We start from the raw sequence: 14724 nt of genomic DNA on the forward strand, positions 1-14724 counted from the left end.
AGGAGACATGCCCCATGCAAGTTATCGACCCGCACATTCATCTGTGGGATCTGAAGACACATCACTACCCGTGGCTCGCGAATCCGGGCGTGTCGTTCGTCGGTGACGCGCGCGAGTTGAAGCACGACTATCTGCTGGCCGATCTGCTGGGCGAAGCCGGCGCGATCGAGATTCTGAAGGTGGTGCATGTCGAGGCGAATCACGATCCGGCCGATCCGGTTGAAGAGACGCGCTGGTTGCAGCAGCTTGCGAGCGAAGCGGGTTCGCGCGGCATGCCGAACGGCATCGTCGCGGCGGCGGATCTCGCGGCGCCCAATGCCGCGCAGGTGCTCGAAGCGCACGCGGCCTTTGCGAATACGCGCGGCATTCGCCAGATTCTGAACGTGCATGAGAAGAAGCTGTTCGATTACATCGGGCGCCATCTGATGCGCGATTCCGTGTGGCGCGAGAATTTCGGCTTGCTGCGCCGCTATAACCTGTCGTTCGATCTGCAACTGTATCCGTCGCAGATGGAAGAGGCCGTCGCGCTGGCCCGCGCTCATGCCGATACGCAGTTCATCGTCAATCACGCGGGCATGTTCGTGGACCGCAACAGCGTGGCGGGCTATCGCGCGTGGCGCGAGGGCATGCGGCAACTGGCCGGCTGTGCCAACGTGGCCGTGAAAATCAGTGGGTTGGCGATGTTCGATCACAAGTGGTCGGTCGAAAGCCTGCGTCCTTACGTGCTGGAGACGCTCGACACGTTCGGCGTCGAGCGCGCTATGTTTGCGTCGAACTTCCCGGTCGATCGTTTGTTCGGGACGTATGAGGAGTTGTGGCGTGCCTATGCTTCGATTGTCGCGGACGCGAGCGACGCCGAGAAAGACGCGCTGTTTTGCCGGAACGCGGAACGGATCTATCGGATCTGAGAAAGCATCCCCGATAAAACGCGGCGCGCTTGCGACGCCGCACGATGGAGGAGACAGGTAGTGCAGGAACAGACAACCGCTGCGCCCCGGCTTGAACTGCGGCATGCGAGCAAATCGTTCGGCAGGGTCCGTGCGTTATCCGATGGCGACCTCACGCTGTGGCCGGGCGAAGTGCATGCGCTGCTCGGCGAGAACGGCGCGGGCAAATCGACGCTCGTGAAGATCCTCGCCGGCGTGCATCAGCCCGACACCGGCGAGATTCTGGTCGACGGTGAGGCGCGCCGTTTTGCGACGCCTGCCGAGGCACGCGATGCGGGTCTTGCGGTGATCTATCAGGAACCGACGCTGTTCTTCGATCTCTCGATTGCCGAGAACATCTTTATGGGCCGGCAGCCGGTGGACCGCATCGGGCGTATCCAGTACGACGCGATGCGCAGCGAGGTGGATGGCCTGCTGGCATCGCTCGGCGTCGATCTGCAGGCGGATCAACTGGTGCGCGGTCTGTCCATTGCGGATCAGCAGGTGATCGAGATTGCCAAGGCGCTCTCGCTGAACGCGAACGTGCTGATCATGGACGAGCCGACTGCGGCGCTGTCCCTGACCGAGGTGGAGCGGCTCTTTGCCATCGTGCGCAAGCTGCGTGAACGCGATGTGGCGATCCTGTTCATCACCCATCGTCTCGACGAAGTGTTTGCGCTGACGCAGCACGTCACCATCATGCGCGACGGCGCGAAGGTATTCGATGCGCCCACAACCGATTTGACGACCGCCGCGATCGTCGCGAAGATGGTCGGGCGCGATCTGGAGAGCTTCTATCCGAAGGCGGATGTGACGCCGGGTGAAGTGCGTTTGTCGGTGCGCGGCTTGACGCGGCTTGGCGTGTTCAAGGACATTTCGTTCGACGTGCGCGCCGGCGAGATCGTCGCGCTGGCGGGTCTGGTGGGCGCCGGGCGCAGCGAAGTGGCGCGGGCGATCTTCGGCATCGATCCGCTCGATGCGGGCGAAGTCCGGATCGCCGGCAAGCCGCTCGCCACCGGGCGGCCTGCGGCCGCGGTGCGGGCCGGGCTGGCGCTGGTGCCGGAAGATCGCCGCCAGCAGGGCCTCGCGCTCGAGCTGAGCATTGCGCGCAATGCGTCGATGACGGTGCTGGGACGTCTCGTCAAACACGGGCTCATCTCCACGCGTAGCGAAACGCAACTCGCGGCGCAGTGGGGTACGCGGCTGCGGTTGAAGTCGGGCGACCCCAACGCGCCGGTCGGCACGCTGTCCGGCGGCAATCAGCAGAAGGTGGTGCTCGGCAAGTGGCTCGCCACCGACCCCAAGGTCTTGATCATCGACGAACCCACGCGCGGTATCGACGTGGGCGCCAAAGCGGAGGTGTACAGCGCGCTGGCGGAACTGGTCACGGGCGGCATGGCGGTGCTGATGATCTCGAGCGAACTGCCGGAAGTGCTCGGCATGGCCGACCGCGTGCTGGTGATGCACGAAGGACGGATCAGCGCCGAGATCGCCCGCGCCGACGCGAACGAAGAACGGATCATGGGCGCCGCGCTCGGCCAGCCTGTGTCCCCACTAGGGCACGCCGCATGATGCGCCACTCTCATACTCATCCCCATCCGGCGCCGGTGCGGCCTCCCGTAGTCGGAAGTTCCGCCGCGAAAACCGGTGGCCTCGTCGCCACGGTTGCGAAGAGCCGCGAGACCACGCTGTTTATCGTGCTGATCCTGCTGATCGTAGGCACGGCACTCGCACGGCCGCAGTTTTTGAATCTGCAGAATCTGCGTGACGTGCTGCTGAATGTGTCGATCATCAGCTTGCTGACGGCCGGCATGACGGTGGTGATCCTGATGCGGCATATCGACCTCTCGGTTGGCTCGACGGTCGGTGTCAGCGCGTATGCGGTCGGCAGCCTGTATGTCGCGTTTCCCCATATGCCGGTGCTCGTGGCGCTCGCGGCGGGACTCGCAATCGGTCTGGTGGCGGGCGGCATCAACGCATTGCTGGTGGCGGTGGGACGGGTGCCGTCGCTGGTTGCCACGTTGTCGACGCTCTACATTTTCCGCGGCGCGGACTACGCCTGGGTGCATGGCGGACAGATCAACGCCACCAGCTTGCCCGATGCGTATTCGCGGCTGGCGACCGGGGTGATCCTCGGCGTACCGACGCTCGCGTTGATCGCGATTGTGGTGCTGATCGGCCTGTCGATCTACCTCAAGCAGTTCCGCGCCGGCCGCGAGCACTATGCGATCGGCTCGAATCCGGAGGCCGCGCGTCTGGCCGGCGTGAATGTGGAGCGGCGCGTGATGTCGGGCTTTCTGCTCTCCGGTGCGATTGCGGGCTTCGCGGGCGCGCTGTGGCTGGCGCGCTTCGGTACCGTCGACGCGAGCACGGCCAAAGGCATCGAATTGCAGGTCGTGGCCGCGGCGGTGGTCGGCAGCGTGGCGATTACCGGCGGCGTCGGCACCATTCTCGGTGCGACGCTCGGTGCGCTGGTGCTCGGCGTCATCAGTATTGCGCTGGTGGTGCTGCGCGTCTCGCCGTTCTGGGAACAGGCCATTCAGGGCGCGTTGATCGTCGCGGCGATTGCCGCCGATACCTTGCTGGCCCGCTCCGTCGCCAAACGCATGATGAGGAAACGCGATCATGGCTAAACCCGATTCCGCGCTGTTGACCCGCAAACGCGAGACGCCGCTGCGCTGGGAAATCCTGCTGGTCGTCGTGCTGGCGTTGTCGCTGGTGCTGGGCCGGGTGCTCTCGCCGGTGTTTCTGACCGGTGCCAATATCAGCAACATCCTCGCCGATCTGACCGAGATCGCGCTGATGGCCTTGCCGATGACCTTGATCATCGTGGCCGCCGAAATCGATCTGTCGGTGGCGTCGGTGCTGGGGGCATCGAGTGCGCTGATGGGCGTGCTCTGGCATATGGGCTTGCCGATGCCCGTGGTGATCGTGCTGGTGCTGATTGTCGGCGCCTTGGCCGGGCTGCTGAACGGCCTCGTGATCGTCAAGCTGAACCTGCCTTCGCTCGCCGTCACGATCGGCACGCTCGCGCTGTTTCGCGGGCTCGCCTATGTGCTGCTCGGCGATCAGGCCGTCGCGGATTTTCCGGCGGGCTATACGGCGTTCGGCATGAACAATCTCGGCGCAAGCTTTATTCCGCTGCCGTTTGTGATTGTGATCGTCGGCGCCGTGGTGTTTACGGTGCTGCTGCAGGCCACCGCGTTTGGCCGCAGCCTCTATGGGATCGGCGCGAACCCGACGGCCGCCACCTTCTCCGGCATCGAAGTGGCGAAGATCCGTTTGCGGCTGTTTGTTCTGTCCGGCGCGATGAGCGCTCTCGCCGGTGTGGTCTACACACTGCGCTTTACCAGCGCGCGTGGCGACAACGGTGAAGGCTTCGAGTTGTCGGTGATCGCGGCGGTGCTGTTCGGTGGCGTGAGCATTTTCGGTGGACGCGGCTCGATGGTCGGCGTGTTGCTGTCGTTGCTGATCATCGGCGTGCTGAAAAATGCCCTCACGCTCGATGACGTCTCGAGCGAAACGCTCACGATCGTGACTGGCGTGCTGCTGCTCGCTTCCGTGCTGATTCCGAATCTGGTGGCCCGCTGGCGCGCGATGCGCGACCGGCGCTTTATCGCGAAGTCTGCTGCTTCATAGCCGTACGGAGTCCGTACGGTATGCCGTTCCTGATATCAACAACCCGGACGCTTTAACGTCCGATTATTCAGCCAGGAGACACTTCATGTTCAAACCCCTACGTCAGGCCGGAGCGGTCGCGCTCTGCGTGGCCCTATTGGGCATCAGTTGCGCGGCGGGCGCAGCCGATATCAAAAGCGGCCTGAAGATCGCCTTCATCCCGAAGCAGATCAATAACCCGTATGAAGTGATCGCCGATAACGGTGGCCTTGCCGCGATCAAGGAATTCGGCGGCGTCGGCAAGGTGGTGGGTCCGTCGGATGCGGGCGCATCGTCGCAGGTGCAGTACATCAACACGCTGATCACGCAGCGCCAGGATGCGATCGTGATTGCCGCCAACGACGCGAATGCGGTCGTGCCGTACCTGAAAAAGGCCATGTCGCAAGGCATCAAGGTCGTGACCTTCGATTCGGACACGGCGCCCGATGGACGGCAACTGTTCGTCAACCAGGCCAACGCGGAAGGCATTGGCCGCGGGCAGGTCCAACTGGTCGCAAAGTTGATGGGCGGCGAGGGCGAGTTTGCGATTCTCTCGGCGACGCCGAATGCGACCAACCAGAACACCTGGATCAAGTGGATGCAGGAGGAGCTGAAGAAGCCTGAATACGCGAAGATCAAGCTGGTGAAAATCGCCTACGGTAACGACGACGACCAGAAGTCGTTTGTCGAGACGCAGGGCCTGTTGCAGGCCTATCCGAATCTGAAGGCGATCGTTGCGCCGACCACGGTGGGGATTGCGGCGGCCGCGCGCTATATCTCGACGTCGTCGAGCAAAGGCAAGGTGGATGTGACGGGTCTGGGCACACCGAACCAGATGCGCGCCTTCGTCAAGAACGGCACCGTGAAGGCGTTCCAGTTGTGGGATCCGAACCAGCTGGGGTATCTGGCAGCTTATGCAGCGGCGGCGCTCGCGTCGGGGACGATTACCGGCAAGGAAGGCGAGTCGTTCGATGCCGGCAAGCTCGGCAAGCGCACGATCGGGCCGCAAGGCGAAATCATCCTTGGACCGCCGACTACGTTCGATTCGAGCAATATCGACAACTTCAATTTCTGAGCGTGAACGCGGCGTGTAGCGCGAGAGAAAATGTGCCTTGCAAAGACGCCCTTCGGGGCGTTTTTGCTATTTGGAGTACCGGTGCGTGCGGCCTGCTCGTACCCGCTTTTTCTTTCTTGAACGCCTGGTTTCGGCGCTATACGCTTGGATGGCTTGCCTCTCTCAAGGAGCCGGTCATGAAAGGCGCTGCGGTGGATGTGCATTTCGATGCACGCTTTATGGTGCTGGATCTGGCCGACGGCCGGGTGGCCCAGTTTCCTCTGGCCCAGTTTCCTGCCCTGGCGTCGGCTACGCCGATGGAGCGGGACTGCTTTGCGATTTCGCTCGACAAGCAGCAGCTCTATTGGCCGGCGTTGCAGCAGGACGTGAGCGTGACGGCGTTGCTGTTGCCGCTGGACGAAAACACGCTGCATTGAGTCGTCGGCCTGTCTGGTCTCTGCGCGCGGCTCGCTCGCTTGCTGGCGATGCCGCTATCCCCGGCTGTCTGGATTCTTCCTTCCTGCCGCGCATCGCTGCCAGCGGTGGCGCGCGCTTCCTCGCCTGAGACGTCCGTGTCTTCAACACCGGCAAGTTGTATGGCAAAAGCTTGTTCAGGGTATACGCCTATGACTCTGGTTTTTCGCGTACTGTACGGAAATTCTCGTAAATTCAGCCATATATCACGCAAATCCAACCTCATCTAGTTTTCGCAATTGTCTGTCAATTCAATGTTGCTTGACAACTATTCCTCCGCTTGATTATCTTGGCGCCCATGGTGCGCACCCTACAACACGGCACGTCAGCGCACGGCGGCATATTGGATGGAGGAGCAAATGGGCAAGGTTAGAGGCATGCGCTGGTGGATGATCGGACTCGTCACATCGGGCCTGATCGTCAATTACATTGCGCGCAATTCGCTGGCGGTCGCCGCTCCGGAAATGAACCGGCTGCTGAGCATCTCGACCGCGCAGTACTCCTATATCGTCGCTTCGTTTCAGGCCGCTTATATGGTGATGCAGCCGATCGCGGGCTATGTGCTCGACGTGGTCGGCACCAAGATCGGCTTCGCGATTTTTGCCATTGCATGGTCGGGCGCGTGCATGCTGCACGGCACGGCCAACGGCTGGATTTCGCTCGCGGTGTTCCGCGGCATGCTGGGCCTCACCGAAGCCGCAGGCATTCCCTCCGGCCTGAAGGCCACCTCCGAATGGTTTCCCGCCAAAGAGCGTTCCATTGCCACCGGCTGGTTCAACATCGGTTCGTCGATTGGCGCCGTGATCGCGCCGCCGCTGGTGGTCTGGTGGGTGCTGCATGGCAACTGGCGCATGGCGTTCGTGTCGATCGGCGTGCTTGGGCTTGTCTGGAGCATCCTGTGGCTGCTGTTGTATCGCGCGCCGAAAGACCAGCCGCGCCTGTCCGATACCGAGCGCGACTACATCCTCGCCGGGCAGGAGGCGCAGTACAAAACGGCTGGCGCCGTACGTCCTTCGTGGCGCGCCATCATCAAGCGCCGCGCCTTCTGGGGCATTGCGATTCCGCGCTTTCTGGCCGAGCCGGCATGGCAGACCTTCAACTTCTGGATTCCGCTCTACATGGTGAGCGTGCGTCATATGAACCTGAAGGAAATCGCCATGTTCGCGTGGCTGCCGTTTCTCGCGGCCGACATAGGCTGCGTGCTGGGCGGTTATCTCGCGCCGTGGTATCAGAAGCGCTTCAAGACCTCGCTGATCACCTCGCGCAAGCTGGTGGTGGTCACGGGTTCGCTCTGCATGATCGGACCGGCGTGCATCGGTCTTGCCACCAGCCCGTATATGGCGATTGCGCTGTTCTGCATTGGCGGCTTTGCCCACCAGACGCTCTCGGGTGCGCTCTATACGCTCGCCTCCGATGTGTTCGGCAAGAACGACGTCGCCACCGCGACCGGCCTGACCGGGATGGCAGGCTATGCGGGCGCCACGCTGTTTTCGCTGGCGGTGGGTGTGGTGGTGGCGCTGGTCGGTTACGACCCGTTGTTCGTGGCGCTGGCCTGTTTTGACCTGGTCGGGGCCGTGGTGGTGTGGTTTGTTTTGAAGGAACCGGGTGAGCCGCAGCAGCGTGCCGCCGATGTCGTCCCGCACGTTGCCGACGCAGCGCGCGCATAACGCAGTCGATGGCTGGTCCGGCCACGCGGCAATGCTCTAAACGCAGCAACGTGGTAACGCGCTGATGACGCGCTGAACGGCAGCAGCAAGAACGGAGAAGCAGCAAGGATGAGCAAGCAGGAATCGATGGGCAAGCCGTTTCGACGGCTGTTGCTGACCGGCGCGGCCGGCAATCTCGGCCGCCAGTTGCGCAGCGCGCTGGCGCAATGGGCGGATGTGGTGCGGCTGTCGGATATCACGCCGATCGGCGACGCGGCCGCGCATGAAGAGCATGTGGTGCTGGATCTCGCCGACCGCGCGGGCGTGGATGCGCTGCTAGAAGGTGTCGACGCCGTGGTGCACCTGGGCGGCATTTCCGTCGATGCGCCGTTCGACGATCTGCTCGAGGCAAATATTCGCGGCGTGTACAACCTGTACGCGGCGGCGCAGAAGCATGGCGTGAAGCGTGTGCTGTTCGCGAGCTCCAATCACGCAATCGGTTTTCATCCGACCACCACGGTGATCGATGCCGATGCGCCTTTGCGTCCCGACAGTCTCTATGGGGTGACGAAGTGCTTCGGCGAATCGTTGTCGCGCTATTATTTCGACCGCTTCGGTCTGGAGACGGTCTGTCTGCGGATTGGTTCGTCGTTCGAAGTACCGAAGACCGCGCGCATGCTGGTGACGTATCTGAGCTATCGCGACTTTGTCGAACTGGTGCGCTGCTCGCTGTTCACGAACCGCGTGGGACATGCGATCGTGTATGGTGTGTCGAACAATCGGGTGGCATGGTGGGACAACACCAAGGCCGCGTTCCTCGGCTATCGGCCGCAGGACAGTTCAGCGCAGTTCGATGGGATGTTTCCGGTTCAGGCGCCGACCGTCGAGTTCGACGACCCGGCCCGGCAGTTTCAGGGCGGCCCCTTCGTGGTGGCGTTGCCGCAGTCCTGAGTCGGCCAGTCGCAGACGAACATCAGCCCTTCGCTCACACCCGCTCCGGCTCAGCGCCTCCCCGCGAGGCGCGCCGGATCACTTGCGGCGGCTGCCCGAACGCGCGCAGAAACGCGCGACGCATCCGCTCGCGATCGCCGAAACCCGTATCGCGCGCCACGACTTCAATCGGATGCAGGCCCGATTCGAGCATCAGACGCGCAGCCTCGATACGCAGATGCTCGACCGCCTTCGCCGGCGATTGGCCGGTCTCCGCCCGGAACGCGCGGCTGAATTGCCGCGGACTCAAATGCGCCGCATCGGCCAACTGCTCGACCGACAGTTCGGTATGAAGATTCTGCTTCGCATAGGCGAGCGCCGTCTGGATGCGATCCGAGCGCGGCTCCAGTTCGAGCAGCGCTGAGAACTGCGACTGTCCGCCGGCCCGCCGGTGATAGACCACCAGCTTCCGCGCCACCAGCCGCGCGATCTCGGCGCCCGAGTCCTTTTCGACCAATGCCAATGCGAGGTCGATGCACGCCGTCATGCCTGCAGAAGTCCACACCGGTCCGTCGATGATAAAGATGCGGTCTTCCTCCAGCTTCACCTCCGGGTGCTCATGGCGCAGGCGTGCCGCGAAAAACCAGTGAGTGGTGGCGCGCCGGCCATCGAGCAAGCCGGCCTGCGCCAGATTGAACGCCCCAGTGCAAGTGGAACCGATGCGCCGCGAGGTCTGCGCGGCGCGCTGCAAAAAGGCGATCAGGGCCGGGCCGGGTTCGATCACCTCGTTGTCGCCGACTACCAGCACCGTATCGAAACGGCTGTCGTCGAACGCCTGGGTTTCGACCGCGAAGCCGGCCGAGGTCTGCACCGGTCCACCATGCTCCGAGAGCAGAACGACCTCATAGACGGCCTTGCCGGCCGTCATGTTGGCGAATTCGAAGACCGTCGTGATGGCCAGGTTGATGACCTGGAAGCCGCGGTACAGCACGATTCCGATACGTAGCATGGGCGTGTCCTTGGGCTGTCGTCAGGGTGTCGCAGCGGATGTCCTGAAAAGTGGCATCTATGACATTGGAGACATCCGATTATGAGCCTAATCTCCTTTCCATGCAGGCCGACACGGGTCGGCGCTCATGAAACCAAGGAGAAATTCGATGAACGACACAGCACACAAGGGCACGGCTCTCATCACCGGCGCCTCTTCAGGAATCGGCGCCATTTACGCGGATCGCCTGGCTCGCCGCGGCTATGACCTGATTCTGGTCGCGCGCAATCGCGAACGGCTCGACCAGTTGGCCGATCGCCTGACGACGGCGACCGGCCGCTCGATCGAAGTGGTCGCCGCGGATCTCGGCAACAAGGCCGACGTGCGCCGCATCGAAGAGATTCTGCGCACCGATTCGAGCATCACGATGCTGGTGAACAATGCCGGCGTTGGCGGTGCGGGTCCGCTGCTGGTGTCCAATGTGGACACGATGGAAGCGATGATCGATCTGAACGTGACCGCGCTCACGCGGCTGACGTATGCGATCGCGCCGGCCTTTGTGGCGCGCGGCGCCGGCACGATCGTCAATATCGCTTCGATCGTGGCCGTGGCGCCGGAAGTTCTGAATGGCGTGTACGGTGGCACCAAGGCCTTTGTGCTGGCGCTTAGCCAGTCGCTGCATCATGAGCTTGCGTCGAAGGGTATCCGCGTGCAAGCCGTGTTGCCGGGCGCGACGCGCACCGAGTTCTGGGACATTGCCGGACATCCGGTCGAAAATCTGCCGCAAGGCATTGTGATGAGCGCTGACGATCTGGTCGACGCCGCGCTCGCCGGACTGGACCTGGGCGAACTGGCTACGGTGCCGTCGCTGCCGGATGCGGCCGACTGGGCGGCGTTTGAAGCGGCGCGTGCCGCGCTCGGGCCCAATCTGTCGCGCAGTGAGCCGGCGGCGCGTTATGGTGTGCGCCAGTAAGGCTCGGTGAGCCGCTGCCAGGGCGACACCCTGGCGATGCGGTCAGCGCAGGATTTTCGAAAACAGCAGATGCTTGAAGCGCACCACCGGCTGCGGGCTGCGCTGTGCCTTGGCGAGCAGGATGGAGCCTTGCAGCGACGCGACGATAAAACCGGCGACGTCGTTGCAATCGAAATCCGCGGGCAGTTCGCCCGCCTTGGCCGCCGACGCCAGGCAGTATTCGAAGCTCTGCTGCAACTCCGCGAAAATCTCCACCACGCGATGGCGAATGGCGTCGCTATGGTCGCTCGCCTCGAGTGCGAAGTTGCCGAGCAGGCAACCGTTGCGCGTCTGATTCACGCAGAGGCGCGAAATGCTCCAGTCGATATAGTCGCCAAGGCGCTTGAGCGGCGGCAACGCGTCGTTGCGCAACGTGTCGCGCAGGATGTCGCGGGTGTTGGCGAAGTAGAGCTCGAGGACTTCGAGACCGAACGCTTCCTTCGAGGCGAAGTGGTTCGTGAACGACCCTTGCGGCACCCCCGCGGCCTGGACGATGTCGCGCACGCTGGCACCCGCAAAGCCGCGTTCATGAACGACCTTGAGGCCTTCGGCGAGGATCTTTCCGCGATGTGAGGGTCTGGGCATAGTGGCTAAATTGTACGGTCGTCCATATTGGGGCGTCAACGCTGAACGCCGTCCCGGCGCTGGAAACAGTGGCCTTGGTAGGACCAGGGGAATCCTTGACTTCGTGGGACGCTTCCATTTTAATACGGACAGTCGTATTGGTTGGCGGGAAATGAGCGTATTGCGTGTGTCACGCAGGCTGCGCACTGCCGCAGGCCACGCAACAAGCACCGCCCGGGCCGCCGGGCAAACCTGAAACGCTCAAAGGGATGGGTATATGGACCGGCTGCAAGCAATGAAAGTGTTCACGCGGGTGGTGGAGACGAACAGCTTTTCCCGCGCCGCTGATACGCTGGATCTGCCGCGTGCGTCGGTCACGACCATCATCCAGAATCTCGAAGCGCATCTGAAGGTCCGGCTGTTGCAGCGCACGACGCGGCGTCTGAGCCTCACGCCGGATGGCGCGGCTTATTACGAACGCTGCGTGCGCATTCTGGCGGACATCGAGGAGACGGAAAGCTCCTTGTCCCATGCGCGGCGGGCGCCGCGCGGCAGACTGCGCGTCGATATGCCGAGCGCGCTCGGCAAGCTGGTGGTGATGCCCAAGATCGACGAGTTTCACGAGCGCTATCCGGACATCGAGCTGATGGTCGGCTTCGGCGACAAACCCGTCGACCTGATCCAGGAGGGCGTGGACTGCGTTATCCGCATCGGCACGCTGCAGGATTCGAGTCTGGTCGCACGGCGGATTGGGGTCTTCCAGCGTGTGACGGTGGCGAGCCCGCTTTATCTGGAACAACACGGCACACCGGAGACGATCGAGGCGTTGCAGGATCACGTGGCTGTCAATTACTTCATGAGCCGCACCGGGCGCGTGGTGGATTTGACCTTCGGGGTCGACGATCAGACCGTCGAAGTGAAGATGCGCGGCAACATTGCCGTGAACGACGCTGAGGCCTATGTCGCGAGCGGCCTGAAGGGCGTGGGTTTGCTGCAGGCGCCGCGGTTTATGGCCTTGCCGCATCTGCGTTCCGGCGAACTGGTCGAGGTGCTGTCGCAATGGAAGCCTTCGCCGCTGCCGATCTCGGCGGTATATCCGCACAACCGGCATCTGTCGCCCACGGTGCGGGTGTTCGTCGACTGGGTGGCGGAACTGTTCGGCCGTTGCCCGCTGTTCTCCGGTCAGGAAGACGCCGAACAGCGTTGCCTGCCGACGATGGCGCCGGCGGCAGTGCCCGCGTCCGCGCCGGCCATCCGGCGCAGTGCGCCTGCGCCGGCTGTGTCGGTGGATAACGCGGCATTGGCGGTCTGAGCAGGCCGTATCCGTAGATATCCTAAGCAGACCGGGCAGGGTGCTGATGCTGTAGCGGATTATTCGGTATCCCGAGATTGTGTTTCGGTTCCACAGGGCTTTATCCCGCGCCTCTTGAGCACCACAATAGCCGTCATCGCAAACAAGGAGGACGGCGCGCGCGCGCCCGACGGTAGACATGGTGTCGACGCTGGATCTTGGACTTTGTATCGAGGATGTTCGCATCACGGGGCATGCGCAGCCCATTACGCTGCGCAGCTACCGGCCGGCATCGAATGGCTTGATTTTGCCGGTGGTCGTGTATTTCCACGGCGGCGCTTTTATCGGCGGCACGCTCGACGATGCGGATACGGCGGCGCGCTATATTGCTCGCGCTACGCCGGCGTGGGTCGTATCGGTCGGCTATTCGCTCGCACCGCAGTTTCCGTTTCCCGCGGCGCCTGAAGACGGCTACCGCGCCTTGCAATGGGCCGTATGCCATGCCCGCGCGCAACGCGCCGATCCTCGCCGGCTTGGCATTGCGGGCCACGATGCGGGCGGCAATCTCGCGACCTGCGTCGCGGCCGTTGCGCGCGACCGGGCCGAGGTGACGGTGTCAGCCCAGGCCCTGCTGGCGCCGTTGCTCGATCCGAGCATGACCCGCATCGCCCATCACAGCAAAACCCCAGCGACCCTCGATCTTTATCAGTGCGCGCGCTGCTATCGGGAGTATCTGCCGAATGCGACGCAGCGGCTGCATCCTTATGCGGCGCCGCTCGATTCCTGGCGGCTCGCGGGGCTGCCGCCCGCGCTGATCGCCAGCGCGCAGCACGACTCGTTGCGCGTGGAGGCCGAGACCTATGCGGCCGCGCTGACCCGTGCCGGGGTTCTCACCGAAGTGCGACGCTATACGGAGACGTCACGCGACGATCTGGCCACGCATGCCGAGGCCCTGGCCGACCTCGTCGCATTCCTGCAGAGGCAGTTGCGCGAGCCTCAGCCCGTTTGACCCGGGGCCAAGACGTGCCGCCGCTGCACACGTGCCCATAATTTCAGCGGCGTGTTCGCAACGGACTCCAACCGAAACGAAACGCTTTCCCTGCTTGCCCAGCCCACCCCACTATGCGGTAATCTGCGGACGCTCAGTCTCACATTCGATCATGCGAACGTGCCAGCGTGCGGACGTGCGGCGCCATCCGGCAACCGCTCACTCACTCGCGAGCCCACCACAAGGTGCCTTATGGATTATCTGGAGAGTCTGCGGGTCTTCCGCGCGGTCGTCGAAGCGAGGAGCTTTACGCGCGCTGCGGATATGCTCGGCCTGACCACGCCGATCGTGTCGCGCTCCATTTCCGGACTCGAACGCCGTCTCGGCAGCCGGCTGTTCAATCGCACCACGCGGCAGGTCTCGCTCACCGAGGCGGCGGAACATTTCTACGAAGGCTGCGCGCGGATCCTCGACGATCTCGAAGTGCTCGAAGCCGAGGCCTCGGCGCAGACCCGCGAACCGAGCGGCGTGCTGCGTCTCGTCGCGCACACGACGGCCACCGTCAACCGGCTCGTGCCGCTGATCTCCACCTTCAAGCACAAGCATCCCAAAGTCAGTCTCGACGTGACGCTGACGGAGCGGCCGGTCGATCTGGTTGCGGACGGCTATGACCTCGGCATCGTGCTGCCTTTCATGCTGAGTACCGATACCGTGGTGACGCGCCTGCTCGAACGCATGAACTTCGCTATCCTGGCGACGCCGGAGTATCTGAAACAGCATTCGCGACCCACGCATCCATCCGAGCTCGTCGACCATACGTTTGTGGCGCTTTCGCCGGCGTTTCGCAAACCGCAGTTGACGTTCCGGCTCGGGCCGGAGGATCTGCTGATCCCGCTCAGATACGACATTGCTTCGAATAACGCCGTGTTCAATCGCGAGATGGTGCTGCAGGGGTTCGGCATCGGTGTGTTGCCCGCAACGCTGGCCCAGGCCGAACTGGCCAGCGGCAGACTGGTGGCCATTCTCGAAGAATTCGAAGTGATCGACCAGTCGGTCGATCTGCGGATCGCCTACAACACGCGCACGCTGTTGCCGGCCAAGGTGAAAGCGTTCGTCGAGCACGCTGCGGAGTTCTTTGCCGACGTGTCGGCTATCCCCGTGTCATCCGATCTCAAGATCAGACCATAGGTCTGA

Annotated in this window: 14 protein-coding genes; 12 read left to right on the forward strand and 2 right to left on the reverse strand. The window is 63.2% G+C overall.

All coding sequences use genetic code 11. The features are described 5' to 3' along the window. Nucleotides 1–14 precede the first annotated feature (14 nt). The 8 genes from BUS12_RS07505 (at nt 15) to BUS12_RS07540 (ending at nt 8708) form a co-directional block, all read left to right on the forward strand. On the forward strand, nt 15–908 hold the full coding sequence (locus tag BUS12_RS07505) for an amidohydrolase family protein (protein WP_074295108.1): 894 nt from the start codon (nt 15–17) through the stop codon (nt 906–908). A gap of 60 nt (nt 909–968) precedes the next feature. After that, complete coding sequence (locus tag BUS12_RS07510) at nt 969–2498, forward strand: sugar ABC transporter ATP-binding protein (RefSeq protein ID WP_074295110.1); 1530 nt, start codon at nt 969–971, stop codon at nt 2496–2498. Continuing rightward, entirely contained in the window at nt 2495–3559 is a 1065-nt protein-coding gene (locus tag BUS12_RS07515) for an ABC transporter permease (RefSeq protein ID WP_074295112.1), read from the forward strand. Before BUS12_RS07510 ends, BUS12_RS07515 begins: the two co-directional genes overlap by 4 nt. Then, a complete protein-coding gene (locus tag BUS12_RS07520) occupies nt 3552–4565 on the forward strand; it encodes an ABC transporter permease (RefSeq protein WP_074295114.1) in 1014 nt (337 codons plus the stop codon). The genes BUS12_RS07515 and BUS12_RS07520 overlap by 8 nt, the downstream gene beginning before the upstream one ends. 85 nt (nt 4566–4650) lie before the next feature. Beyond that, nucleotides 4651–5658 carry a rhamnose ABC transporter substrate-binding protein gene (gene rhaS / locus BUS12_RS07525; RefSeq protein WP_074295115.1) on the forward strand — a complete coding sequence of 336 codons (1008 nt, stop codon included), beginning with the start codon at nt 4651–4653 and terminating at the stop codon, nt 5656–5658. A 176-nt stretch (nt 5659–5834) separates the two neighbouring features. After that, complete coding sequence (locus BUS12_RS07530) at nt 5835–6074, forward strand: DUF2442 domain-containing protein (RefSeq protein WP_074295117.1); 240 nt, start codon at nt 5835–5837, stop codon at nt 6072–6074. Between the two features lie 396 nt (nt 6075–6470). Then, nucleotides 6471–7778: an MFS transporter gene (locus BUS12_RS07535; protein ID WP_083640287.1), complete on the forward strand. Its 1308-nt coding sequence runs from the start codon at nt 6471–6473 to the stop codon at nt 7776–7778. Nucleotides 7779–7886: 108 nt separating this feature from the next. Next, a complete protein-coding gene (locus tag BUS12_RS07540; protein ID WP_074295119.1) occupies nt 7887–8708 on the forward strand; it encodes an NAD-dependent epimerase/dehydratase family protein in 822 nt (273 codons plus the stop codon). Between the two features lie 34 nt (nt 8709–8742). Here BUS12_RS07540 and BUS12_RS07545 read toward each other — a convergent pair whose 3' ends face one another. Continuing rightward, on the reverse strand, nt 8743–9696 hold the full coding sequence (locus BUS12_RS07545; protein ID WP_074295121.1) for a GlxA family transcriptional regulator: 954 nt from the start codon (nt 9694–9696) through the stop codon (nt 8743–8745). 148 nt (nt 9697–9844) lie between these two features. Here BUS12_RS07545 and BUS12_RS07550 point away from each other — a divergent pair, with 148 nt between their 5' ends. Next, on the forward strand, nt 9845–10648 hold the full coding sequence (locus BUS12_RS07550; RefSeq protein ID WP_074295123.1) for an SDR family NAD(P)-dependent oxidoreductase: 804 nt from the start codon (nt 9845–9847) through the stop codon (nt 10646–10648). Between the two features lie 42 nt (nt 10649–10690). Here the strand turns inward: BUS12_RS07550 and BUS12_RS07555 are convergent, their stop codons facing one another. Further along, the gene (locus tag BUS12_RS07555) at nt 10691–11272 is read right to left on the reverse strand and encodes a TetR/AcrR family transcriptional regulator (RefSeq protein ID WP_074295124.1); all 582 of its coding nucleotides are present in this window, start codon (nt 11270–11272) and stop codon (nt 10691–10693) included. A gap of 256 nt (nt 11273–11528) precedes the next feature. On the opposite strand from BUS12_RS07555, the gene BUS12_RS07560 reads away from it, so the two are divergent. From BUS12_RS07560 to BUS12_RS07570, 3 genes are all read left to right on the forward strand, one after another. Beyond that, the gene (locus tag BUS12_RS07560; RefSeq protein WP_083640288.1) at nt 11529–12563 is read left to right on the forward strand and encodes a LysR family transcriptional regulator; all 1035 of its coding nucleotides are present in this window, start codon (nt 11529–11531) and stop codon (nt 12561–12563) included. A 178-nt stretch (nt 12564–12741) separates the two neighbouring features. Next, nucleotides 12742–13551 carry an alpha/beta hydrolase gene (locus BUS12_RS07565; RefSeq protein WP_074295125.1) on the forward strand — a complete coding sequence of 270 codons (810 nt, stop codon included), beginning with the start codon at nt 12742–12744 and terminating at the stop codon, nt 13549–13551. 231 nt (nt 13552–13782) lie between these two features. After that, the gene (locus BUS12_RS07570) at nt 13783–14718 is read left to right on the forward strand and encodes a LysR family transcriptional regulator (RefSeq protein ID WP_074295126.1); all 936 of its coding nucleotides are present in this window, start codon (nt 13783–13785) and stop codon (nt 14716–14718) included. Nucleotides 14719–14724: the final 6 nt, after the last annotated feature.

The sequence above is a fragment of the Paraburkholderia phenazinium genome (assembly GCF_900142845.1).
GTDB lineage: Bacteria > Pseudomonadota > Gammaproteobacteria > Burkholderiales > Burkholderiaceae > Paraburkholderia > Paraburkholderia phenazinium_A.